This window comes from Mesorhizobium sp. WSM1497 (assembly GCF_001672455.2).
GTDB classification, from domain to species: domain Bacteria; phylum Pseudomonadota; class Alphaproteobacteria; order Rhizobiales; family Rhizobiaceae; genus Mesorhizobium; species Mesorhizobium ciceri.
In genome coordinates this window covers 4,217,540-4,240,394 of record NZ_CP021070.1, presented here as the reverse complement: position 1 = coordinate 4,240,394, position 22,855 = coordinate 4,217,540, and the positions used below count along the sequence as shown (strand labels likewise).

19 protein-coding genes and 1 pseudogene are annotated in these 22,855 nt (G+C 62.1%); 10 read left to right on the top strand and 10 right to left on the bottom strand.

Features of this window, described 5'->3' with window-relative positions; all coding sequences use genetic code 11:
• Window positions 1-137 precede the first annotated feature (137 nt).
• The 7 genes and pseudogenes from ligD (at window position 138) to A9K65_RS20775 (ending at window position 12,147) form a co-directional block, all read left to right on the top strand.
• Complete coding sequence (gene ligD, locus A9K65_RS20805) at window positions 138-2,141, top strand: DNA ligase D (protein ID WP_224674290.1); 2,004 nt, start codon at window positions 138-140, stop codon at window positions 2,139-2,141.
• 190 nt (window positions 2,142-2,331) lie between these two features.
• Window positions 2,332-3,270: a zincin-like metallopeptidase domain-containing protein gene (locus A9K65_RS20800; RefSeq protein ID WP_064993226.1), complete on the top strand. Its 939-nt coding sequence runs from the start codon at window positions 2,332-2,334 to the stop codon at window positions 3,268-3,270.
• 125 nt (window positions 3,271-3,395) lie between these two features.
• Window positions 3,396-5,528, top strand: a complete 2,133-nt coding sequence (locus A9K65_RS20795) for a ParB/RepB/Spo0J family partition protein (RefSeq protein ID WP_064993172.1) — start codon at window positions 3,396-3,398, stop codon at window positions 5,526-5,528.
• A gap of 93 nt (window positions 5,529-5,621) precedes the next feature.
• Complete coding sequence (locus A9K65_RS20790) at window positions 5,622-6,098, top strand: hypothetical protein (RefSeq protein ID WP_064993227.1); 477 nt, start codon at window positions 5,622-5,624, stop codon at window positions 6,096-6,098.
• 321 nt (window positions 6,099-6,419) lie between these two features.
• Window positions 6,420-10,747, top strand: a pseudogene (locus A9K65_RS20785) (strawberry notch family protein).
• Between the two features lie 16 nt (window positions 10,748-10,763).
• Window positions 10,764-11,522, top strand: a complete 759-nt coding sequence (locus A9K65_RS20780; protein WP_348629571.1) for a hypothetical protein — start codon at window positions 10,764-10,766, stop codon at window positions 11,520-11,522.
• Window positions 11,509-12,147: an HNH endonuclease gene (locus A9K65_RS20775; RefSeq protein ID WP_064993173.1), complete on the top strand. Its 639-nt coding sequence runs from the start codon at window positions 11,509-11,511 to the stop codon at window positions 12,145-12,147. The genes A9K65_RS20780 and A9K65_RS20775 overlap by 14 nt, the downstream gene beginning before the upstream one ends.
• A 13-nt stretch (window positions 12,148-12,160) precedes the next feature.
• On the opposite strand, the gene A9K65_RS20770 is transcribed toward A9K65_RS20775, so the two are convergent.
• The 7 genes from A9K65_RS20770 to A9K65_RS20745 all read right to left on the bottom strand — a co-directional run bounded on the left by A9K65_RS20770 (window position 12,161) and on the right by A9K65_RS20745 (window position 17,496).
• A complete protein-coding gene (locus A9K65_RS20770) occupies window positions 12,161-12,670 on the bottom strand; it encodes an HNH endonuclease signature motif containing protein (protein ID WP_157678528.1) in 510 nt (169 codons plus the stop codon).
• Entirely contained in the window at window positions 12,636-12,911 is a 276-nt protein-coding gene (locus tag A9K65_RS20765; protein ID WP_064993175.1) for a hypothetical protein, read from the bottom strand. The genes A9K65_RS20770 and A9K65_RS20765 overlap by 35 nt, the downstream gene beginning before the upstream one ends.
• 5 nt (window positions 12,912-12,916) lie before the next feature.
• Window positions 12,917-13,510, bottom strand: coding sequence for a type II restriction endonuclease (locus A9K65_RS35670; RefSeq protein WP_198327507.1), 594 nt, complete (start codon window positions 13,508-13,510; stop codon window positions 12,917-12,919).
• Window positions 13,511-14,135: 625 nt separating this feature from the next.
• Window positions 14,136-14,591: a very short patch repair endonuclease gene (locus tag A9K65_RS20755; protein ID WP_064993176.1), complete on the bottom strand. Its 456-nt coding sequence runs from the start codon at window positions 14,589-14,591 to the stop codon at window positions 14,136-14,138.
• Window positions 14,584-15,843 (bottom strand): DNA (cytosine-5-)-methyltransferase, encoded by a 1,260-nt coding sequence (gene dcm, locus A9K65_RS20750; protein ID WP_064993228.1) that lies wholly within the window; start codon window positions 15,841-15,843, stop codon window positions 14,584-14,586. Before dcm ends, A9K65_RS20755 begins: the two co-directional genes overlap by 8 nt.
• A gap of 116 nt (window positions 15,844-15,959) precedes the next feature.
• Complete coding sequence (locus A9K65_RS36025) at window positions 15,960-16,286, bottom strand: hypothetical protein (protein WP_245321844.1); 327 nt, start codon at window positions 16,284-16,286, stop codon at window positions 15,960-15,962.
• A 112-nt stretch (window positions 16,287-16,398) separates the two neighbouring features.
• Window positions 16,399-17,496 carry a hypothetical protein gene (locus A9K65_RS20745; protein ID WP_245321843.1) on the bottom strand — a complete coding sequence of 366 codons (1,098 nt, stop codon included), beginning with the start codon at window positions 17,494-17,496 and terminating at the stop codon, window positions 16,399-16,401.
• A 199-nt stretch (window positions 17,497-17,695) separates the two neighbouring features.
• Between A9K65_RS20745 and A9K65_RS20740 the strand changes: the two genes are divergently transcribed.
• Window positions 17,696-18,424: a hypothetical protein gene (locus tag A9K65_RS20740; protein WP_064993177.1), complete on the top strand. Its 729-nt coding sequence runs from the start codon at window positions 17,696-17,698 to the stop codon at window positions 18,422-18,424.
• Between the two features lie 95 nt (window positions 18,425-18,519).
• On the opposite strand, the gene A9K65_RS20735 is transcribed toward A9K65_RS20740, so the two are convergent.
• The gene (locus A9K65_RS20735; RefSeq protein ID WP_064993178.1) at window positions 18,520-19,581 is read right to left on the bottom strand and encodes a site-specific integrase; all 1,062 of its coding nucleotides are present in this window, start codon (window positions 19,579-19,581) and stop codon (window positions 18,520-18,522) included.
• A gap of 114 nt (window positions 19,582-19,695) precedes the next feature.
• Between A9K65_RS20735 and dusA the strand changes: the two genes are divergently transcribed.
• On the top strand, window positions 19,696-20,694 hold the full coding sequence (dusA, locus tag A9K65_RS20730; RefSeq protein ID WP_064993179.1) for a tRNA dihydrouridine(20/20a) synthase DusA: 999 nt from the start codon (window positions 19,696-19,698) through the stop codon (window positions 20,692-20,694).
• Window positions 20,695-20,704: 10 nt separating this feature from the next.
• On the opposite strand, the gene A9K65_RS20725 is transcribed toward dusA, so the two are convergent.
• Both A9K65_RS20725 and A9K65_RS20720 read right to left on the bottom strand, forming a co-directional pair.
• Window positions 20,705-21,409 carry a TIGR02281 family clan AA aspartic protease gene (locus A9K65_RS20725; protein WP_064993180.1) on the bottom strand — a complete coding sequence of 235 codons (705 nt, stop codon included), beginning with the start codon at window positions 21,407-21,409 and terminating at the stop codon, window positions 20,705-20,707.
• Between the two features lie 7 nt (window positions 21,410-21,416).
• The gene (locus A9K65_RS20720; protein WP_024503316.1) at window positions 21,417-21,650 is read right to left on the bottom strand and encodes a DUF1289 domain-containing protein; all 234 of its coding nucleotides are present in this window, start codon (window positions 21,648-21,650) and stop codon (window positions 21,417-21,419) included.
• A gap of 197 nt (window positions 21,651-21,847) precedes the next feature.
• Here A9K65_RS20720 and A9K65_RS20715 point away from each other — a divergent pair, with 197 nt between their 5' ends.
• Window positions 21,848-22,846: a nicotinate-nucleotide--dimethylbenzimidazole phosphoribosyltransferase gene (locus A9K65_RS20715; RefSeq protein ID WP_064993229.1), complete on the top strand. Its 999-nt coding sequence runs from the start codon at window positions 21,848-21,850 to the stop codon at window positions 22,844-22,846.
• The last annotated feature ends 9 nt before the right edge of the window (window positions 22,847-22,855 follow it).

The window sequence follows — 22,855 nt, the reverse complement described above, 5'->3', positions numbered from 1 at the left end:
TCACCGCCCGCAGCGGGGGCGAATTTCCTCCGTCCTGCGCGCGACAATGTCCGCTGTTGCCGACGCGCGCAGGACTGCGGCTTATACGCCGTTCTTCCTTAGAGCGCCGACGGTCGCCGGCGCGTGGATGGTTGAGCATGGAACTGAATCCCAAGCAGGGTGTTGAATCGAACCATGTATCTCAGTTCCGCATGTCGCCTGTAGATGGCACCCTAAGCATCGGCAAAAGGCGCACACGGCGCAGAGACTCAGAATCTGTTCCTGCATATCCGCTGCCGGGGTTTCGGCCATTCCAGCTCTGCACATTGACAGACCACATACCGGTGGGCGGGGATTGGCTCTTCGAGATGAAGTTCGACGGCTATCGTGCCCAGGCCGCCATCTCCGGCTCGAATGTCGTCGTCTATACCCGCAATGGCCACGACTGGACCCGGCAGTTCAAGGTGATCCTGCCGCCACTTCAGAGACTGACCAAGGGCTCGGTACTGATCGATGGTGAAATCGTCTCCATCGACAGCCAGGGCCGCACGAACTTCTCCATGCTGAAAACCGGCATTGCCGCGGGTCTGCCGCTCAAATTCTACGCCTTCGACCTGCTTGAATTGGATGGCCAAGATCTGTCGAACCAGCCGCTCCTCGCGCGCAAGGAGCGGCTGGAGTCCCTGCTGGGCACTCGCCTGCCAGAGGACTGCCTGCAATTCTCCAGCCACATCGTCGACCAGGGCAAAAGGGTGTTCGACGCCATGTGCGAGGGCGGCCACGAAGGTATCATCGCCAAACGCGCCGACAGCTCCTACGTCGGCGATCGCACCAGGAGTTGGCTCAAGATCAAGTGCACGAAGCGACAGGAATTCGTTGTCGGCGGCTATCGCCCGAGTGACACAGGACATGGCATGGCCTCGCTTATCCTCGGCACTTACGACAATGGCAAACTCATCTATCGCGGCCGTGTCGGCACGGGGTTCTCCGCGGCGATGCGCAAGGACATCCTGGCGAAGCTCGAGAAGCGCCATATTGAGAAACCGGCTTTCGCTTCTGTTCCGAGGGACATTGCCCGCCGTGCTCGGTGGGTGAGGCCCGAGCTTGTCGCCGAAGTCACCTATGCCGAAGTGACACCGGACGGCAGCTTGCGACATCCAAGCTTTGAGGGCATGCGCGAAGACAAGCCAGCCGACCAGGTCGTGATGGAAATGCCGCAGACGCCGGCAACTCTTGGCTCCGCCAATCTCGATCCGGGAATCGGCAAGGAGATCGCCGCTGCTGTCGGCGTCCAGCTGACGCATCCGAACAAGGTTATGTATCCCGGGACCAAGGTGACCAAGGCCACGCTCGCCGCCTACTACGCCGTGGTCGCCGAGAAGATGCTGCCGCACATACTGGATCGGCCGCTGTCGCTGGTGCGCGATACCGACGGCGACCTACAACAGACCTTTTTTCAGAAGCACAGACTGCCAGGCATGCCCAAGGCCATCCATGACGGCCAGTTGGCGAAGATGTCCGGTAAGGAAAGCCGCATCTTGTGGGTCGATGACCTGGCTGGGCTGATCGCAGGCGTCCAGATGAACGTGCTCGAATTCCACATCTGGGGAAGCCTGCGCCAGCAGCCGGATCTGCCGCACCGCATGATCTTCGACATCGACCCCGACGAGGACTTGGGCTTCACTGCCGTCAAGCAGGCAGCCCTCGACATTCGGGGCATTCTGGAAGCGCTTGGACTGCAGTCGTGGCCGTTGCTGTCCGGCGGCAAGGGCGTTCATGTGGTCGTGCCGCTCGTCCCGGAGGCAGACTGGGACGAGGTCAAGAGCTTCTGCCAAGACTTCGCCGAACTATTGGCCCGTACAGATCCGTCACGCTTCGTCGCCAACATGAGCAAGGCGAAGCGCAAGGGCCGAATGTTTCTCGATTACCTGCGCAACGGCCAGGGCTCCACTGCAATCTGTCCCTGGTCGACTCGGGCACGCGCGGGGGCGTCGTGCGCGGTGCCCGTCAGTTGGGAGGAGTTGCCCACCTGCGAAAGCGCCAACGGTTTCGATGTTTTCGCCGCCGCCGCGCGGGCTCAGTTGCCCGAAGCCTGGGAGGGCTATTTCGACGTCGAACAAACGCTTACCGACCGCATCCGACACGCAGTCCGGGAACAATAACCATACCAGAGGGTCGCCGACATTTGCCGATTTGGCGCGGACCGCCTGTGCCCAAATTCGAGAGCGTCCTCCCTTTGCGGGAGGCCCTCGCAAAGCCGTCTAGAGTGAGAGTACGGACCGGTTGCCGAGACGGGTTGAGAGCTGGAGGAGGGCCTCCGGCGCCCGTCGCGGAGAACCGCGATGTCCAGACATTACGCTCGCGCCGGCGCCGACCGGGCAAGCCTTCATCGCCGAGCTGGAGGGTGGGCGCTTTCCCTGGGTGCAGCCTTGGGGCACGACGGCGACGAAAGCTCCTCTCGCTATGCCGGCCAACGCCGCGACCGGCCGCGCCTATTCCGGGATCAATGTGCTAATCCTGTGGGGTGCGGTCATCGAGCATGGCTTTCCCGTCCAGAGCTGGCTAACCTTTCGCCAGGCGCTATCGCTGGGCGGCCATGTCCGCAAGGGCGAACACGGGACCACTCTCGTCTATGCCGATCGCTTCATCCCTGACGACGAGAAGAATCGCGCGCGGGAAACCGGCGAGGCGGCACATGCCATACCTTTCCTGAAGCGCTTCATCGTGTTCAACGTGGCGCAATGTGAAAATCTGCCTGACGATCTGGCCGTGGCTCCGCCTGCACCAGAGCCTGGACTGATCGAGCCGGCCGTCGACGCGCTGATCAAGGCAACCGGGATCGATTTCCGCATCGGTGGCGATCGCGCCTATTATGCTCCGGCGCATGACTATGTTCGGGTGCCGCCGCCGCAGGCCTATTTCGAGACCATCGACTGGCACCGCACCGCCCTGCACGAGCTCGGGCATGCTACCGGCCATGCCTCCCGCGTCGGCCGTGACCTCAGCGGCGCCTTGGGCACCAAGAAATATGCTTTCGAGGAACTGGTCGCCGAGATGAACGCAGCCTTTTGCTGCGCCTCGCTTGGCATCGTGCCGACCGTGCGCCACGCCGACTACCTGGCCTCCTGGCTTCAGGTTCTTCGCGAAGACAACCGCGCCATCGTGCGTGCCGCCTCCCAGGCCAGCAGGGCGGCTGACTGGCTGCTCTCCTTCCTGCCGCAACCTGACGGGACATCCAGGACGGGCCCAGGGGAGGTCGATGAGACCGATATCGACAGGAGGGCGGCGTGATCCTCCTCACGTGCCTCGGATCTTCCGTGTGCGGCGCGGTCCGTAGAGTGAGAGGGCTGTGCCGGTCTTTGTGACGGGTTTGGAGGTCGAGAGAGTCTCGGCCGCCCGTTGCGGAGATAATCAAGATGGCTACCGTCAAGCAGAAGATCACCCTCAACGCTTCGCGCGACATCCCGTTCAACAAGCTGATGCTGAGCCAGTCCAACGTCCGGCGCATCAAGCGCGGGGAAACGATCGAGGACCTCGCCGCCTCGATTGGACGGCGCGGCCTGCTCCAGAGTCTCAACGTCCGGCCAGTGTTGGATGGTGAGGGCAACGAGACCGGCATGTTTGAGGTGCCGGCTGGTGGCCGCCGCTATCGCGCCCTTGAGCTGCTGATCAAGCGGAAGCGCATGGTCAAAACCGAGCCTGTGCCTTGCGTCGTCACCAACGCCGATAGCGAGGTGCCGATCGAGGAGGATTCGCTGGCCGAGAACTTCCAGCGTGAGGGTCTCCATCCTCTCGACATGTTCCGTGCCTTCCAGACCCTGCACGATCAGGGCGCGAGCCACGAGGAGATTGCGGCACGCTTCTTCGTGTCCGCGACCTTTGTCCAGCAACGCCTGCGGCTCGCGAAGGTCTCGCCCAAGCTGCACGATATCTACGGGCAGGACGGGATGAAGCTCGATCAGCTCATGGCCTTCACCGTGGCCGACGATCACGCCCGTCAGGAACAGGTCTGGGAGGCGCTCGAACATTCGTGGTCGAAGGAGCCGCATCAAATCCGGCGCATGCTGACCGAAACCACGGTGCGGGCAAGCGATCGCCGTGCGCTGTTCGTCGGTGTGGAGGCCTATGTCGCAGCCGGCGGCGTGATGCTGCGCGACTTGTTTGAGGCCGACAATGGCGGCTGGCTGCAGGACCCTGTGCTGCTTGACCGCCTGGTCTGCGACAAACTGAAGTCGATCGCAGATGAGATCGCCGCCGAAGGCTGGAAGTGGATCGTGGTCGATGTCGATCTGCCTTATGGCCACGGTCACGGCCTGAGGGCGCTCGCCGGCACGCCCACCGATCTGACCGAAGCGGAGCGGGCACAACGTGAAGCGCTGCGCAAGGAATACGATCGGCTGGAAGCCGAGTATTGCGAAGCCGACGAACTCCCCGACGAGGTCGATCAGCGCCTCGGCGAGATCGAGTCCGCGCTCGAGGCCCTTGAGAGCCGGCCGATGATCTACGATGCGGCCGAGATCGCTCGCGCCGGCGTGTTCATCAGCATCGATCGTGATGGCAATCTCGTCATCGATCGGGGCCATGTGCGCCCCGAGGATGAAGCGACACAGGCAGTCGGCGGCGACTCCGCCCAGCCCTGCGGTGCGACCGGGAGCGAGGATGGCAGCGACGATCTTTCCGTTCGCGGCCCCACCATCACCATCGGCGCGCAGGCGTCCGAGCCCGAGGAGGATGAGGGCGACACCATCAAGCCGCTGCCCGAGCGCCTGGTCATCGAACTCACCGCCCATCGCACGTTGGCGTTGCGCAATGCCGTGGCCGAGAACCAGCATGTGGCCATCACAGCACTCTTGCATCGGCTCGTCCTCGACACATTCGGTCAGCGTTCCGCGACGGGCTGCGTCGAGGCGTTTATCCGGCATGTCCACCTGCCGGCGCAGGCTGCCGACCTCAAAGACAGCCCAGCGGCCAAGGCGGTCGATGAGCGCCATGCGGCTTGGAAGGGCGACATCCCGCTCGGTGACGACCAGACTCTGTGGATCTGGCTCGAAAGTCTCGATGAAGCCAGCCGGCAGGCGCTGCTGGCACACTGCGTCAGCTATGGCATCAACGCCCTGTTCGAACGGCCCAACCCCTATGGCAGCGGCGTCTCCCAGCGCGGGCTGGATCAGCGGCTGCGCGAGGCCGATCGGCTGTCTCTTGCCACCGGGCTCGACATGGTGGCTGCGGGTTGGCGCCCAACCGTCGCAAACTATCTCGGCCGGGTCACCAAGTCCCGGATCCTCGAAGCCGTGCGTGAGGGCGCTGGCGAGCAGGCGGCCCAGCTCATCGATCATCTCAAGAAGGGCGACATGGCAAAGGAGGCCGAACGCCTCCTGGCCGATAGTGGCTGGCTGCCTGAACCGCTCCGTCTGACCGCTCACGACGCACCGGCCATGCAGCCGGACAAGGGCGAGGAGGGTGACTTGCCCGAATTCCTCGCCAGCGATGATGAAGACGACTCGGTGGCAGCCGATGAGGTCACCGCTCACGCGGTCGCAGCCGAATAGCACCTATCGACAGCGCGGCTCCGGTCGCGACGTTCCCCTTCACCTCACGGCCCGGCTCCCAGCCGGGCCATTTTCGTTTCAGGAGATATGTCCATGTCAGCCCACATCGTCTACGATAACGCCCCGCTCGGTTCGCTCATCCGCTATTCGGACGGTGCGCCGAAGCCGCCAGCGCGCTTCACCCGCAAGCTCGCGGACTGGGAGCGCCGCAACGGTCTCGGCCGGCTGGTCCGCAAGTCACCCCCGCGCGACCATCCGACCTACAGCGCTCCTGCCTCAATCACGCTCAACGAAGGGAATTTTTCCTCCGGCGGCATCATGCTCGTGACCACTATGTGCATCCACTCGCTCAATAGCGCGCTCAGCTTCGAGATCGTCGAGCGGCCCGCGATCGGCATGGTCCGGGTCCTGCATCAGATCGCCGACCACGACGAGTTGCTGCACCTCGCCGAGAGCCGCGATGCGGCCGAACTCTGGACGGCCAAGACCGGATACCGCAATGCGCGTCTTGAAGACATCACCGCCGACGAGGTCGGCGCCGATGTGGTCGAAGGGCGGGCGGCGGCCTGACTCGCGCGGCGTCACACCGCACACCCAAAGCGTCGATCCTTCCACCATCGTGGCCCGGATTCGGACGAGTGCCGGGTGCTTTTCAGGATCAGCACGACGACCGCAACGGTTTCCTGCGGAAGTCGAAGCCTGACGGCGGAACATGATTGAGATCGGTTGATAAACCGGCAAGCGCTCCACCTCATGGCGGGGCGCTTGTTTCATTTTGGCTTCGGCCGGCGCCTGAGAGGGAGAGGTAGGCCGGGATGGGTTTGAATCCGCGCGGTCCAGAGAGAGCGCCGCGCGGCTCGATCCTGTCCCCGCTCTCCCGAGGTTCAAATCATGACCATGATCTCGCCCGCCGTCGCGGCTCCCGCTGCCGCGTCGATCCCACTAGCCCAAGCCGGTGCGGCCGCAAGCATCTTCGCTGCGGCCGGCCTTTTACTTCCCCATCTCGAACGCGGCGAGCGCATTGACGCGCCAAAACTGCGCGCGGCGATGGAAGCCGCGTTCGGGGCTTCCGATGCAGCCGGCGCCTGGGACTGGAAGCAGGCTTACGATGCCTGCGAAGCCGCGACGGTCCTGTTCCTTCGCAAGTATGGAAAGTCGCTGTTCCGCAAAGCCGCGTCTCCGGCTCTCCGGCTTTCCGCATTGTCGAAGATGGCCGGGCTCATGCCAACGCATACCCGCCGATCCGAAGAGGCGCAGACCTTCCAGCAGTTCTCGACCCCCATCCCGCTCGGCCTGGTCGCGGCCACAGCCGCCGCCATTACGCCGGCCGACCGAGTGCTGGAGCCTTCCGCCGGCACCGGGCTGCTGGCCATCCTGGCCGAGATCGCCGGCGCCTCGCTCGTCCTCAATGAGTTTGCCGAGACGCGCGCGGCACTTCTCTCCTTCCTCTTTCCCGCGGTCTCCGCCAGCCGCTTCGACGCCGCCCAGATCGACGACCATCTCGATCCCGGTGCCGTGCCGAGCGTGGTGCTAATGAACCCGCCGTTTTCTGTCATGGCTAACGTCGAGGGCCGCATGGCCGACGCGGCCTGGCGGCATATCACCTCGGCGCTGGCGCGCCTTGCGCCCGGCGGGCGGCTGGTAACAATCACCGGTGAGAACTTCGCGCCCAACCATCCGGCCTGGACTGCCGCGTTCACGCGCCTGCAGGAACGTGGGCGCGTCGTCTTCTCCGCCGCCATCGACGGCTCGGCCTACGCCAAGCATGGCACGACCTTTCCGACACGCCTCACCGTCATCGACAAGCTCCCGGCGGACGATCCCACCGTCTTCGCGGATGCTCCCGGCATCGCTCCGGATGCGGCGACGCTCCTCTCGTGGATTGAGGAGCGCCTTCCCGGCGGCCGCAGGTCGCAATGGCCGCCGTTTCCAGCGCGGCATCGGCGGTCGCCGCGCCCCAAACCGTGCATGGCTATCCCACACGTGCGGCGAGAACCACGCCACGCATGTCGATCGCCGGACCGGAAGCCATCGACCTCGTCTATGAGGCTGTCGACGGGCAGGCGGCCGAGGACGGCCAGATCAGCGACGCCATCTATGAGGCCTACGGGCTTCAGGCGATCCGCATCCCCGGCTCTCGGGCTCACCCCACCCAGCTCGTTCAATCGGCGGCCATGGCCTCGGTGGCGCCACCCAAGCCGAGCCATCGGCCGCGCCTGCCGAAGAACGTCCTTGACCTGCTCTCGGACGCGCAACTCGAGACCGTCATCTATGCCGGCGAGGCCCACACCGAATATCTGGCCGGCGCCTGGACCCTCGACGACACTTTCGACGTGGTGAGCGCCGCAGCCGACGACGCAGCAGGTACCGTTCGCTTCAGGCAAGGCTTCATGATTGGCGACGGCACCGGTGTAGGCAAGGGCCGCGAGTCTGCCGCAGTAATCCTCGACAATTGGATGCATGGCCGTCGCAGGGCGGTCTGGATCTCGAAGTCCGACAAGCTCATCGAGGATGCGCAGCGCGACTGGTCCGCGCTCGGCATGGAGCGCTTGCTGGTCACCCCGCTCTCCCGCTTCCCGCAGGGCAGGCCGATCGTGCTGCCGGAAGGCGTCCTGTTCACCACCTATGCCACGCTACGTTCCGAAGACCGCGGCGAGAAGGTTTCGCGGGTCAAACAAATCGTCGAATGGTTGGGTCCGGATTTCGATGGGGTCATCATTTTCGACGAGGCGCACGCCATGCAAAACGCCGGCGGCGGCAAGGGCGAACGCGGCGACGCCGCTCCCTCCCAGCAAGGCCGTGCCGGCCTGAGGCTCCAGCACGCCCTGCCGAATGCCCGCATCGTCTATGTGTCGGCGACTGGCGCCACGACCGTGCACAATCTCGCCTATGCCCAGCGGCTCGGCCTCTGGGGCGGCGAGCATTTTCCATTCTCGACGCGCGCCGAGTTCGTCGAGGCGATCGAGGCCGGCGGCGTGGCGGCCATGGAGGTGCTGGCACGCGACCTCAGGGCACTCGGCCTCTATACGGCCCGCTCGCTTTCCTTCAACGGCGTCGAATACGAGCTGATCGAGCATGAGCTGACGCCGGAACAGATCCGCATCTATGATGCCTATGCCGACGCCTTCGGCATCATTCATAACAATCTCGATGCGGCCATGCAGGCGGCCAACATCACCGGCAGCACCGGCACGCTCAATGCCCAGGCCAAGTCGGCCGCGCGCAGCGCCTTTGAAAGCGCCAAGCAGCGCTTCTTCGGTCATTTGTTGACCAGCATGAAGACGCCGACCCTGATCCGCTCCATCACCCGCGATCTGGAGGCGAGCCATGCGGCGGTTGTCCAAATCGTCTCGACGGGCGAGGCACTGATGGAACGGCGGCTGGCCGAGCTGCCGACCGAGGAATGGAACGACGTCCGAGTCGACATCACGCCGCGCGAATACGTCCTCGACTATCTCGCCCATTCCTTTCCGGTGCAGCTCTATGAGCCCTTCACCGACTCCGAAGGCAATCTGTCGTCGCGTGCGGTCTACCGCGAAGGCCAGCCCGTCGAGAGCCGCGAGGCGGTCGCCCGGCGCGACGAGCTGATCGGCAAACTCGCCAGCTTGACGCCTGTCCCCGGCGCGCTCGACCAGATCGTCCAGCATTTCGGGGTGGACATCGTGGCCGAGGTCACCGGCGGCTCGCGCCGCATTGTCCGCAAGGGCGAGCGCCTTGTCGTTGAAAACCGCGCCGCGTCAGCCAACCTCGCCGAGACGCAGGCCTTCATGGATGACCAGAAACGCGTTCTGGTTTTTTCGGACGCGGGCGGGACGGGGAGGAGCTACCACGCCGAACTGTCGGCCCGGAACACGCGGCTGCGTGTGCATTACCTGCTCGAAGCCGGCTGGAAGGCCGATATCGCGATCCAGGGCCTGGGCAGCACGCATCGCACCAATCAGGCGCAGCCGCCGCTCTTCCGGCCGATCTCGACCAATGTGAAGGCGGAAAAGCGCTTCCTCTCGACGATCGCGCGGCGGCTCGACACTTTGGGTGCGATCACCCGCGGCCAGCGGCAGACCGGCGGCCAGGGCCTGTTCCGGCCTGAGGAAAATCTGGAAAGCCACTATGCCCGCGATGCGCTACGGCAACTCTATCTGCTGATCGTACGCGGCAAGGTCGAGGGCTGCTCGCTCGAGCGTTTCGAGGCGGCGACGGGTCTCAAGCTGATGGATGCCAATGGCATCAAGGACGAGTTGCCGCCGATCACCACCTTCCTCAATCGCCTGCTCGTACTGACCATTGCGCTGCAGGGCGTGCTGTTCGGTGCCTTCGAGCAATTGCTGGCGTCGCGCATCGAGGGCGCGATCGCGTCAGGCACCTACGACGCGGGGCTGGAGACGCTGCAGGCAGAAAACTTCGTCGTCACCGATCGGCAGGTGATCTACACCCATCCGCGCACCGGCGCCGAAAGCCGCCTGCTCACAATCACCGAACGCAAGCGCAATCGGCCCGTCACGCTCAATGCGGCGCTCGATCATCTCCGCGATCCGCGTGCCGTACTGCTCATCAACGAGCAATCAGGCCGCGCCGCCGTGCAGATCCCGACCCCCAGCGTCATGCTCGACGATGGCGAGGTCGAGCGACGTGTCCGCCTGATCCGGTCGATGGAAGGCCAGAACATGCCGCTCAAGGCCATGGGCGAAACACGCTGGGTCGAGGCCGACCGCGAGGCTTTCTCAACTGCCTGGGCGGCCGAAATCGCCGGGATGCCGGAGTTTTCGGACTCGGTCTTGCACATGGTCACCGGCCTGCTGCTGCCGATCTGGAAACGACTGCCCAACGAGACGACCCGCGTTTATCGACTTCGGACCGACGAGGGCGAGCGCCTCATCGGCCGCCGTGTCTCGCCGGCATGGGCGGCCAAGGGCTCTGCGACGAACGTGGTTACGCTATCGCCGGAGCAGGCTTTTGCGGCTCTAATGGACGGCCGGACCATCCTCGATCTTGCCGAGGATCTCCAGCTCCGCCGCAGCCGTGTCATGGGCGCATGGCGCATCGAACTGTCGGGCTTCACCGACACGATGCGCGAGCGCCTCACCGCCTACGGTCTCTTCCACGAGATCATTTCGTGGAAGCTCAGGATGTTCGTGCCGATCGACGCTAGCGGGCTCGCCGTGCTGGAGCGCGTGCTCGACCGCTTCCCAATCGATCGGGTCAGTGAGCGGGAGGCTGCATGATTGCGCGTCACGCTGCATGATTGCGCGTCACGCTGCATCCGACCTCGCACACCGCCTCGGCGAACACGCCGAGGCGGTGTGCCGCCACTACCTCTCCAATGGCTGTCGCCAAGGCAACTATTGGACCGTTGGCGACGTCCGCAATGCGCCGGGCCGCTCGATGTTCGTGCGTCTGCAGCCATCCCCGAAGGGACCGCCAGGCAAATGGACCGACGCCGCTACCGGCGAGCATGGCGACCTGCTCGATGTCATCCGCGAATCCCTCGGGCTGGTCAATTTCCGGGACGTCGCCGACGAGGCGCGCGTGTTTCTCGCTATGCCAGATGCCATGCCACCCCGACCGGCCGAGCCGATCACGCGGGTCCCCATTGGATCTCCGGAATCGGCTCGCCGACTGGTCGCCATGTCGAAGCCCATTATCGGCACCGTCGTGGAAACGTATTTGCGTGGACGTGGCATTACGACTTTGCACGGAACCGCAGCCTTGCAGTTCCATCCACACTGCTACTACCGGCCAGACGATCATGGACCGACCAAGACCTTGCCCGCGATGATCGCCGCTGTCACCGACCTCGATGGACATCTGACCGGCGCGCACCGCACCTGGCTCGCACCGGACGGCGCCGGCAAGGCACTTGTCGACACGCCGCGCAGGGCAATGGGTAATCTCCTCGGTCACGCCGTCCGCTTCGGCGATTGGCTGGCGCAGCCTGCGCGCGGAATTCCGGCCGGGGAGTTTTGCACATCCGCTGCTCGAAACGATGTCGGAAGCTGACGATTCCGGCCGTGCCCTGTTTTCTGGTGTGCTCGCCCAATGCAGGTCGGACGGTGCGGATCTGGAGTTTTCCATCAACGGGAAGCAGGTGGATCCACTTTCAGCCGAAGTCTGGGCTGTGCCTTGGGGAGAGGTCTCCCTGGCTCTCCGTCGCGGTATGCTTGCGATCAACACCGGCGATGACGCCCAGGATGAGGCACTGCTGTTTCAGTGGACGGCGCGGCTCGCAGCCGCCGTGCTTGCCCTTCTGCCGCTAGAGCCCATAGAGGAACCGGAGAATCCACTCGGTTTGCCCGAAGGTGCCGTGTCACGGATTGAAGTGAACAGGTACGAGCGTGACCGCCGCAATCGCGCAGCTGCCCTCGCCATTCATGGCCTGAGTTGCAAGGCCTGTGAGCTGGATATGTCGAAACGGTATGGGGCTGCCGCAGCCGGCTTCATCGAGGTTCACCACACTACACCGGTGTCTACTGTCGGGGCGGGCTATATTATCAACCCTAGGACCGACCTGCTGCCGCTCTGCCCGAATTGCCACGGGGTCGCTCATCGCAGGACGCCGCCTTATTCCCTGGAAGAGATCCGTCTGATGCTTGCCACCCAGAAAGCCCAGACAGGCGTCGGATAGCAGCGCGGCGCTCCTAACGGGGGATGGCCTTCTGGTACAGTCGCGAGACAGGTACGTCTCCGGCCGACTTGACCAGATTGCAAGGCTCACACAGCAACTGAAGATTGGTCACGTCATTGGCTCCAAAACGGGCCAAGGCCACGATATGGTCGTATCGCTCCGTGTCGAGCTGGTTGATTATTGCTGCCAGGCTTTTCTTACAGGTACGGCATTCGCCCTTGTCCCGGTGGAAAATCGCCAGGCGTGCCCATACGGGAATGGCCGTTCGCTTCAGCCTGCCAGCGCGCGTGGTTAGTGCCTCGCCGCAGGCCGCATATTCAATGTAATCAGCGCAAAGCTTGTTGAATGACTGGAGAAAGCCCACGTCGTTAAAGAGGATATGGAAAACCTCGTCGGTGATCTCGTCGATGGCATCGTGAAAGCGGTCGGATTCGGCTGTGAAGGCAGAAAACGTGTCGGCGTCTTCCAGGGAGCCTGGGGGGCAGACATCATAGACTGCCAGGAATCGCTGCAGAGCGGACATCGCCATCCTCCCGCTCGACATCCTCATAAATGATGTCGAGCGAGATGCACCGGATGAACTCGTGGAGGTTGGTGTATTTCTTAAACGGGCGCATGAAAAATTCGGTTTTCAGATCGCCCATTATCTCCTCGATCCCGCGCAGGTAGGCGCTGTGCGACGACACGATGTTGAAGATAGCGTTCGCGAAATAGTAAACGCTGAAACCACGCGCCTCATAGTACCCGTTGCCGCCTCTCTCCATGGCGTCTACCTGTCCTGACGGCCGCTCACCAGATGCACGAAATCATCAAGCGACATAAGCCATGACCGCTGGCTGTCGCGGTAGGTCTCGTGAAGCTTTGCTGGCAGCACGAGCTGCAGCTTCTCGGCCTTCATCTGGTCGGTCTGGTTCTCGGAGATGGCGGGTTCCAGTGTAAGCAGGTGCTTTTCAGGGATACGCATTGCCTCCGGAAGCACCTGGCGCCAGCGATCTTTTAAGGTGGACTTGGAAGCGAGCATGGTCAGCAGGGCAGGGGGAAAGCCGGGATCATGATACTCGACATGGCCAGGGAACAGGAAGTCCGGCTTGTTCCGGTTCTCTGTCTCCGCACCACGGGAAAACCGGATCGAGCGTGCCTGAAACAGCGCTTCCAGATGGTGCTCCAGCGACTGTCCTGCCCGGGATTTCCTGCGGTTCTGCACGCTGAGCGAGAACGCAAGAAAGCCATCGACATCGGCGCTATCATCGCCACCGACAAACCCGCTACGCAGTCGCCCGGCGACAATATGGCGTTCGAGGCGCCTGAACAGGAGCTCTTCCCGTTCGAGCCACGCCATGAGAACCGCGTCCGGATTGTCCATCGGAGAGACGCGGGTAAGAGAAGCTCGTGCCAGTTCGGAGAATTCTCTCGTTCCGGGGAATTTCGTACCGAATTTTTCAATGAGCGTATCAAGCTCGTCAGTGTCGGGTCAAGCTCTATGCCCAGTTCGTCGAGGATGTAGCGGGCGGCGAAGTCCAGGGTGGCGGAGTGGTCCTGCGTGATCTCGCGGCCGGTAAATTGGAGCTCCGGCTGGTCTTCGAGACCGAAGAGCCAAAGCAGCTGGCTCTGCACGGTACTTTCAGCGGGCGTGACGATCGCCATTGCCGTGCCGTCGCGGCGCAGGGCAACAAAAAGCGTATCACCCTCTTTCATCAGGTCAGTCACGTCGTTCGTATAGTAGTAGAGATGGTATTCGGTGCGTGTGGCATGCCGCCTTCGCGCATCGTACCAGCTCAGCATGCTATCAGCCGCGACACCCTCCTGCTCTTCACCAAGCCAGACGAAACGCGTCGGGATTTTTTTCCTGTCATCATCACCCATGAGCCTTCGCAGGGTACGGGAACTGTTAAATTCATGCTGGTGGGAACCTTCTGGCGACGTTTCCACCATGCTCAGCCGCTTTACGGCTACGCCTTCGAAGTAATCGGAGAGCAGGCCGCGTCTGATCACTCCACCCCCCGGATTGTGAGCCGGGACTGCCCGGACTCAAGCCAAGCTGCACACCGCACTATAAGGTCCGCAAAGGGCAGGGCGGTCCTGCCGCGTAAGGCGCATTCCCAGACAACACCACAGCGCCAGCCGTTTTCTATTAGTGCACGCTCGGAGGTTTCATCCCGCTGTCGGTTACCGGCAATCTTTTCACGCCAGAATTCTGGCCGTGTCGCAGGCAGCCTGAAGAGATGGCAGTCGTGTCCGTGCCAGAAACAGCCGTGAGCGAACAGGACGGCACGCCGGCGAGGAAACACCATGTCCGGCCGGCCGGGCAATCTTCGATCATGCAGTCGATAGCGGAATCCACCAGCATGAAGAGCGAGCCGCAGCATCATTTCCGGCTTGGTGTTGACACCCTTGATGCCAGCCATCATCCGGCTGCGCACCTCGGGCGAAACGATGTCAGCCATGTGCCGCTAGGATCCTATCGGCGTCGGGTCGGGTGACGCGGCGGACCAGTGGCGAAGGACCAGCCGTCGGCGCGCGGCCCAGCGCCGTTTCAAGGTAAGGACGAATGGCTTGGGCGACAAACTCGACAACCGGCACCACTACGGCGTTACCGAACTGACGATATGCCTGCGTGTCGGACACGTTGATGCGGAACGGCCGGCCGGGGCGCTCAAAACCCATAAGCCTTGCGCATTCCAGTGGTGTCAGACGCCGCGGCCGTTTGCCGGGCTGTTCAATCAAGACCTCGGATCCATCCTTGTAGTAGCGTGCCGACAGGGTTCGGGAAACGTCATTCGGGCCGAACAGGCTAAAGCCGAAGCCGTTGCCTGCAGCACGGTGCTTCTCCTTATACGCCTGCAGGTATTCCCAAAGCCGCGGGGTCAGGGTGTACTTCGGGTCGACGTCTTCATGATCCTCCAGGATGGTCCGCAACTTTGGCCCCGAGCCCGGTTTCGGCAATACCAGCGCTTCGAAATCGAAATCTGTCGGCTCTCTGAATCCGACGATAAAGATGCGCTCCCGTTTCTGGGGCACCCAAGGCTCCGAGCTGATGACACGATGCTGGACGTGATAGCCCAGCTCGTTTCGGAGGACGTTGATGATGGTGGCAAACGTGCGTCCCTGGTCATGGCTCTCCAGGTTTTTGACATTCTCCAGGACAAACGCAGCTGGCCTGTGGTGCGCAATGATCTGCGCGGTATCGAAAAACAGGGTGCCCTGCGTATCGCACAGAAAGCCGTGCGGACGGCCTAAGGCGTTCTTCTTCGATACACCGGCGATGGAGAACGGCTGGCATGGAAAACCGGCCAAGAGTACGTCGTGCTCGGGCACCTTCTCGGGATTCTTTGAATACTCCCTAACGTCGCCGCCGATCGCGTGATTGTCCGGAAAATTCAGCGCGTAGGTCTTCTGGCAGCCAACGTCCCATTCCGAGGTAAACACGCAGCGGCCGCCGATGCTTTCAAAACCCATCCGGAGGCCGCCGATACCGGCGAAGAGGTCAATAAACCGGAACCCGGCCGGGGATTTGTCGACAGTTGCTAGCCGCTGACGGGCCACCTCCTTGAGGGTTCGCATTGCGAGCCTGCTTGGCTCGCTCTTGCCTTCCTCGTAGCGATAGACGCTCCGAAGGCCTACCTCAAGGAGGGTTGCTGCCTCTTCTTTGGTCAGGCCTGCCTGCTCACGAAGTCTGGTGAATTCTGTACGTTTCATGCGCATGAGTGTCCGATTCGTTGCTGTGTCAATTTTTGACACTTTGGCACCGGATGTCCTAATGGGCAATGAACTTTGTTCCGTTTATGTTCCCTATTGACGCAGATATCACACGTTTAAATTTCTGGCTGCTGCCTGGCTGGGGAGTGACCCGCCAGCTGCTTTCCGCCTGCCTTCGAAGCTGAAGGTTTATTGTCCCTTCTCGCATCGATCAAAACCACGTCAGGATGGTCGGTGAGCTTCAGGTCCTTCAGAACGCTTTTCACCTTCGCCATCTCCGAGACGTTGAAGTAAATTATGGCCTTAATGGCCTTTTTGGCGTCGCTGGCAGCCTGATAAAGCTCCACCTGATTCTCGAGGTTTTTCTTCAACTTGGTATTCTTGGCGAGCTTCATCTCGACCAAGGTTTTGTCGTTGCGGCCCCTGCTGGCTTTGAAGTCCACGGGGCCTCGGCCGTCATTGGCCTCGGCACCAAAATCTGAAGGTGTTCCGAACCACACCAGTCGGTAAAGGACGTGCAGGTCCTTCTCCCGTTCGATGGGCTTTCCCTCATCGTCATAAAAAAAGCGATGGCTTGTTCTCGATCACGTCTTTCAAATAGGCAAGGCGTGCGTGGGCTTCCTCGTAGGTTGATTTCCCGACACCATAAAAATTGGTGTTGGCCACCAAGAGGGATTGAAGCGCCTGGAGCTGCTCGATGAACAGATATTCGATCGCCAGAACTTTTTCGGCGCTCACACCGGCCGCCTCATCCCCGCGTTGCTCCTTGAGCTTGATGTAGTAGTCGATGATCTGCGGGTACTGCCGCATCGTCGCCACCACGGCCTCGGCGCGTTCCTGCTGGGTGGGCTCCTTAGCCTTCTTGCCGCGCTCCGGAGGGCGCCGTTTGAGAAGCGCCTCGAAGTAGTTAAATACGGCGGCTCTCAACTGCACATCGGGAATTGCAGTGGGAACCTCCTCGAATCCGCTGATGAAGTCGTCTTTGTTGATCCAGTTTTCGTCCCGGGTGAGCATGTCTTTCGGGGTCAGAAGCACAAAGTCGCCGTCGACCCATGGCAGTCGATATTTGGCGCGCATCCAAGCCTGCATACTATAGTCGAATCGAGCGCGTTCGACCCATACTTCCCGAACCGCCTCGGCTGGGAGATGGGCTGCGGCAAACGCCTCAGTGTATTTGCAGAGGAAGTCCTTGATCAGGTTTGTCGTAAAGTCGCTGATGTTGTCCCGGCCGACACCATCGGCCACCAAACACACTTTCTCAAGGTGGCTGCTTTCCGTGATCTTTTCGTCCCCGAAATCGGAGAAGATCACGTTGAGGTTGGAATGCAGGCCTCGAGCAAACTTGATCCCCAGCCCGGCGCCGTCGTTTCCGGATACGGAGAACCCGAGCCAATTCTGCTTCACTTCCTTGAAGCAGTACCAGTTGAGCAGATTGCCTTCCGTGACCGGACCTCCGGCAGCCCTGTCGCGAAGAAACACCAGATAATTGATGATTTCCTCGTGAAGAGCCACGTACTCCGGCTTTTCACTATGGAAAAGTAGGAAAGGGTCGATGAAAAGCGGCAGGTCGTTGACGACGGAAATGTTGAGAGCGCCGTATTCCTCAAATACTGCTTCATCAACGCCAAAATAGTCGCTTATGAAAGTAGCCACTGATTTGATCCCCCGCTTCATAGTACGGCCCGGCGGGGTTCAAAAACAACAACTATCCGAGTCAGGCCGCTACCTTGCGGTAATAGGTGTTCCAAGCCAATCGAATGTCGACAAATGCCCATTCCCCGTCGCCGGCGCATTGCGAACAATCTCATCCGATCCTAAATAACTGACCAAGGGCAGCGGGAGGATTCAGCCAATGGCCGATGAGATTATTTCTGGCCGCGAGTTTGCGAGCCTTCCTTCCGAGCCGGATGCGAAATTCGCCGCACTTGAGGAAATTTGCCGTCGCAACATGAATGCCATGATAACGGGGGAAAGTCCCGAGCACTATGATCGGGGGATCAGAACTCAGTACATGGCTGTCATAGCGGCTGCTGCCGAAGAGCTGGGGTTTGTGGGCTTTCCCTACCCATCTGACATGCAAAATCCCATGGAAGAGTTTGATGATTTCCTGTTGAAGGCGACCGCCACGACAACACGAATTCGTCTTCGCAGCACGGTGGGAGCCCCGGAAACTTCAGTTCGCTTGGCGAGCAAAACAAGGGGACGCATCGAGCAGCAGCTTAACAAGCTGCGTCAGATTATATCGGCCGGCGATCTACCCGAAGACCGTCGGAAACGACTACTCCGCAAGCTGGACGAACTATCGGTGGAACTCTCTCAGCCGCGCGTTAGTTTTGCGAAGGTCTTGGCAGTCATTGCTGCAGTCAGCGTCGGCGTCGGTGGGGCCACCGGTTTCCTAGCTGAGGCGCCGCAGGCCATTGCTACTATCACAAGCTTAATCGGCGCCGACAAAGAGGCAGAAGACGCTGAGACCACGAGGCTTGGACCTCCGCCATCACCCAAGGCTCTTCCTGCGCCAGCCAGGCAGATCGCCCCTCCGGCGGTCAAGCAAAGAGAGCTTGATGATGAGATCCCGTTTTGAAGTTGTTTCAAAGCAGCGCGATTGTAGCCGCAGCCATCCATCAGAGGCGTTCAACGCCGCCCGAGATTGCGGACTGATACCGTCACTCGCGTCAACTATGCAGCCCTCGCTGCTTTGATAGTGTGGAGCATTTCCGGCTTGAGGTGCGTATAGCGCCGCAACATCTTCCAATCCTTGTGACCAGTAACCAGCGCCACTTGTTCAATCGTGAATCCAGCTTCGAAAAGGCGGCTCGTGCCCTCGTGACGCAAGTCATGAAAATGAAGATCGTGGATTCCCAAGTCAGCACATCCTCGACGGAAGGCAGTTCCAACTGACCGATGGTTGAACGGGAAAATTCGATCGTCGTCATTGCTGCGCTTTGTCCGCCGCTCTTCAACGATGGCCCACGCATCATAGCCATTGGCTGCGAACAGCGGTATGCGCTGATTGTTGCCGTTCTTGTATCGAGGGTCCTTCCTGTCGCGGACAAGGAGCATCCGCGTGCGAGATTCCAAATCGGACCAACGCGCCTTGCAGATCTCTTCTTGGCGCATCGCGGTTGCGACAGCGAACTGAATGATCTGGCTAATCGGTGCAATCTGGCGAGGGTTTGCCTCGAAGTGAGCGATGAGACTGTCGAGTTCATCCTGTGTCGGTCGTCTATCTCGCTGTTGGCCTTTGCCAACGAGACCGAGCCTGGTTAGGGCGACACGCGCGAAATCAACCGGTTCGACCTTGACGGGCAGGCCGTGCACCGCAGCGGCGTGAGTAAGAACAAGTTTTATAAAGCCGATGTCGATACCGAGGGTCATCGGTCCAGCACCTTGGGCGGCGCGGTCACGACCAAAACGAATGAGCCGTTCGCGATCGAGTGCTGCTAGGTTGCACTTCCCCAAATGACGTTGGAGCATATCGAGGGCCGCGGCCTTGGAGCGGCGAGGGGACTTGCCTACATCGCACATGTCGTCGATATGAAGGTCTATAAGTTCGCCGAAGGTTTTCAGGCGCGCTATGCGGGACTTGGTGGGCGTCTCTCCGCGATCGACCTGGCGCTCGGTTTCGTTTGCCCAGCGCCGTGCGTCGTCTCGGCGCAGGAAGGTCTCGCTGACGTAGCGACCTTTGCGCCGGACCTGGACGCGCCAGGAACCAGATGAGAGCTTCGTGTAGGTGGCCATTTTTCGTGTGCGCTCCGTGTGCACTGAGAGATCGAAACGTGGCGAAAAGGGTCGTATTCTGGCGTAAATTCGTGTGCACTTGGTAGGTTCTAACGATTTGATGTTAAAGAAAAAATGATGAAAAATCAAGATCATAGAGTGGCCGTGGCCCCGATGATGGACTGGACGGACCGGCATTGCCGGTTCTTCCACCGCCAGTTGACGAGCCATGCGCTGCTTTACACCGAGATGGTGGTGGCCGACGCCGTCATCCATGGCGCACGCGAGCGTCTGCTCGGCTTCGATGCGTCAGAACATCCGGTCGCGCTGCAGCTCGGCGGCTCGGATCGCGAAAAACTTGCCGAGGCGGCGCGCATCGGCGAGGCCTTTGGCTATGACGAGATCAACCTCAATGTCGGCTGTCCGTCAGACCGCGTCCAGTCGGGCACGTTCGGCGCCTGCCTGATGAAGGTGCCGGACCTCGTTGCCGGCTGTGTCGCGGCGATGAAGGCGGCGGTGACAATTCCCGTGACCGTCAAATGCCGCATCGGCGTCGACGAGCAGGATCCGGAGCCGGCCCTCGATGCGCTGGCGGATGGGGTTTTCGACGCCGGCGCCGACGCATTGTGGGTGCATGCGCGCAAGGCGTGGCTGGAAGGGCTGAGCCCCAAGGAAAACCGTGACATCCCGCCGCTCGATTACAACAGGGTTTATCGGCTGAAGGCTAGAAAACATATCGAATTCATTGGCATCAATGGCGGCATTCAGACGATCGAAGAGGCGTTGGCGCATCTGGACCATGTCGATGGCGCCATGCTTGGCCGCGCCGCCTACCACACACCCGGCATTCTGGCTGGCGTCGATGCCGCTTTCTACGGCGTCCAGTCCGAGCCGTTCGATTTCGCCGCGCTGATCGATACGATGGCGGACTATGCGGCACGTCATATCGAGCAGGGTGGGCGGCTTGGACATGTCACCCGCCACATGGTCGGACTGTTCCATGGCTTGCCCGGCGCGCGCCGCTATCGGCAGATCCTGTCCACCGACGCGACAAAACCCGGCGCCGGCCCGGACGTGCTGAAGGCGGCTTTCGCGGCCGTCGAGCTCGGCGGAGCGGCAGCCGAAGCGGCTTGAGATTCGGGGATCAGTCCCTGAGGATCATGCGGTCGCCGCGCACGTCAAAACCCGACAATGAACCGATGAAGTTCATGCCGAGCAGGCTCTGGCTGAGCATGCCGGGTGCGGCGATCATCACCGACATATCCCTGCGCGTGATGCCGCCGATCGCAATCTGATCGGTTTTCACGGCCGCGGCGCGTGCCATGCCGTTGGCGGTCGAAACCGGTATGGTGTAGTTGAGCGCCGCTGGATTGAATCCGGCGGCTTGTGCGTCTTCGGACGTCAGCACGGTGCTGGTCGCGCCGGTATCCACCACGGCCCGGACCGGGTTGCCGTTGATCAGGATGCGCGCTTCGAAATGGCCGTTGTCCGCCTTGTCGAGCGTCACCGTGGCGTGGCCGTCCTCGACGCCAAGCGCAAGCGGACTGCCGGGAACAAGGCCCGCGGTCACCCGGCTGGCGACATCCTGCAGTTCGTAGCGATACTGGTAACCGGCGATCAGCGCGAGCGCGATGGCCGCCCAGGCGCCTAAGTTGCGGGCCATGGCGCCCAGGGGTCGGCCCGAGCGAAGCAGGCCGGCGCCGATAAGGGCGCCAAAGGCGCCGAGCCAGATCAGCCGGCTGAAATCGTTGTTCTCCACGCCGAGGGTGCTGCCGGCGGAATCGTTGAGCATGAGCAGGACTGCTCCCACCCCGATCGCGGCCATCAATATCCAGAACAACCGGCTCATCCGCACCTCACGACAGCGCGTCGCGTTCGCGCGCCATGCGGGTGCGGCGCGTTTCCCGGCGCGGCCGGCGCTCGACCGTTTCCAGCCGGGCCGGCAATTCAGCCATGACGCTGCGGCGCGTTTCCGGCGTCATCCCGATCCAAGCGCCGATTTCCTCGCGCGTGCGGCCGCACCCGAAACAGAAGCCGGTTTTCATGTCGATCGAGCAGACCAGGATGCACGGGGATTCGATGGCCGTCATGACTTTCTCTTGGGCTTCCATCCGCAATCCCTTGTTCCACCTCCACATGGTGCAACGGCAAAGCCAATGCAAGCCCTCGCGATTGCGCCCTGCGGGGCCGGCTTTGCGGCAAATGCAGGCCCATCATCCCAGAGGTTGTGCCAACCCCGCAAGGCGGCTATGCCGCTTACCAACTCCAGGGAATGATCGATAACAAGATGACCAGCGCACTGCCTTTCGACGATTTTCGCAACCTATTGGCCAATCTGCCGGCGGCCGACACGGCAGCCGAGACCCGCGTGCGCACGCTGTTTGCCAAGGCCGACAAACCAGGCGATTCGCTTGGCCGCATCGAAGACATCGCCGCCTGGCTGGCCGTGTGGAGCGGGCGGGCTCCGCCCGCGGTGACAAGACCGCTGATGGCGGTCTTTGCCGGCAATCACGGCGTCACGCGCCACGGCATCTCGCCACGGCCAGTGGCGGCGACCGCCAACGCGGTCGAACTTTGCGCCGCCGGAGGTGCCGCGATCAACCAGATCTGCATTGCCTACGATCTCGGGCTGAAGGTCTTCGATCTTGCCCTGCACATCCCGACCGCCGACATCACCGAAGAGGCCGCGCTGGACGAGCGTGGCTGTGCCGCCACCATGGCCTTCGGCATGGAAGCGATCGCCGGCGGCACCGACCTTTTGTGTCTCGGCGATCTCGGCGTCGGCAACTCCACCGTCGCCGCCACCCTGTTTGCGGCGTTGTTCGGGGGCAGGGGCGCCGATTGGATCGGCCCGGGGTCAGGCGCCGATGCGGCGATGCAGGCACGCAAGGCGGACGTGGTCGATGCGGCGCTGGCTTTTCATGGCGGCCATCTCGGCGACCCGCTCGAGGCGCTGCGCCGGGTCGGCGGCCGGGAATTCGCGGCGATCGCCGGTGCCATCCTGGCCGCGCGGATGCAGAAGATCCCGGTGCTGCTCGACGGATTGGCGGCGACGGCAACCGCAGCGGTACTGCATGGCGTCAATCCCGCCGCGCTCGACCATTGCCTGCTGGCCAGCCTTTCGCCAGAACCCGCGCATGCACACGCCGCCCAACGGCTCGGGCTGCGCCCGTTGCTTGATCTGGGCATCAGCCATGGCGAAGGGGCAGGAGCCGCCCTTGCCGCGGGTCTGGTCAAGGCCGCCGCGCTGACCAGTTCGGGCATGGCTGCGGCGGTACGCGATTAGCGTCTTGAC

Coding starts and splice junctions, on each gene's coding strand:
- ligD (WP_224674290.1), top strand. CDS start 138: ATGGAACTGAATCCCAAGCAGGGTGTTGAATCGAACCATGTATCTCAG.
- A9K65_RS20795 (WP_064993172.1), top strand. CDS start 3,396: ATGGCTACCGTCAAGCAGAAGATCACCCTCAACGCTTCGCGCGACATC.
- A9K65_RS20790 (WP_064993227.1), top strand. CDS start 5,622: ATGTCAGCCCACATCGTCTACGATAACGCCCCGCTCGGTTCGCTCATC.
- A9K65_RS20780 (WP_348629571.1), top strand. CDS start 10,764: ATGATTGCGCGTCACGCTGCATCCGACCTCGCACACCGCCTCGGCGAA.
- A9K65_RS20775 (WP_064993173.1), top strand. CDS start 11,509: ATGTCGGAAGCTGACGATTCCGGCCGTGCCCTGTTTTCTGGTGTGCTC.
- A9K65_RS20770 (WP_157678528.1), bottom strand. CDS start 12,670: ATGTCCGCTCTGCAGCGATTCCTGGCAGTCTATGATGTCTGCCCCCCA.
- A9K65_RS20765 (WP_064993175.1), bottom strand. CDS start 12,911: ATGGAGAGAGGCGGCAACGGGTACTATGAGGCGCGTGGTTTCAGCGTT.
- A9K65_RS35670 (WP_198327507.1), bottom strand. CDS start 13,510: ATGGACAATCCGGACGCGGTTCTCATGGCGTGGCTCGAACGGGAAGAG.
- A9K65_RS20755 (WP_064993176.1), bottom strand. CDS start 14,591: ATGGCTGACATCGTTTCGCCCGAGGTGCGCAGCCGGATGATGGCTGGC.
- dcm (WP_064993228.1), bottom strand. CDS start 15,843: ATGAAACGTACAGAATTCACCAGACTTCGTGAGCAGGCAGGCCTGACC.
- A9K65_RS20740 (WP_064993177.1), top strand. CDS start 17,696: ATGGCCGATGAGATTATTTCTGGCCGCGAGTTTGCGAGCCTTCCTTCC.
- A9K65_RS20735 (WP_064993178.1), bottom strand. CDS start 19,581: ATGGCCACCTACACGAAGCTCTCATCTGGTTCCTGGCGCGTCCAGGTC.
- dusA (WP_064993179.1), top strand. CDS start 19,696: ATGATGAAAAATCAAGATCATAGAGTGGCCGTGGCCCCGATGATGGAC.
- A9K65_RS20725 (WP_064993180.1), bottom strand. CDS start 21,409: ATGAGCCGGTTGTTCTGGATATTGATGGCCGCGATCGGGGTGGGAGCA.
- A9K65_RS20720 (WP_024503316.1), bottom strand. CDS start 21,650: ATGACGGCCATCGAATCCCCGTGCATCCTGGTCTGCTCGATCGACATG.
- A9K65_RS20715 (WP_064993229.1), top strand. CDS start 21,848: ATGACCAGCGCACTGCCTTTCGACGATTTTCGCAACCTATTGGCCAAT.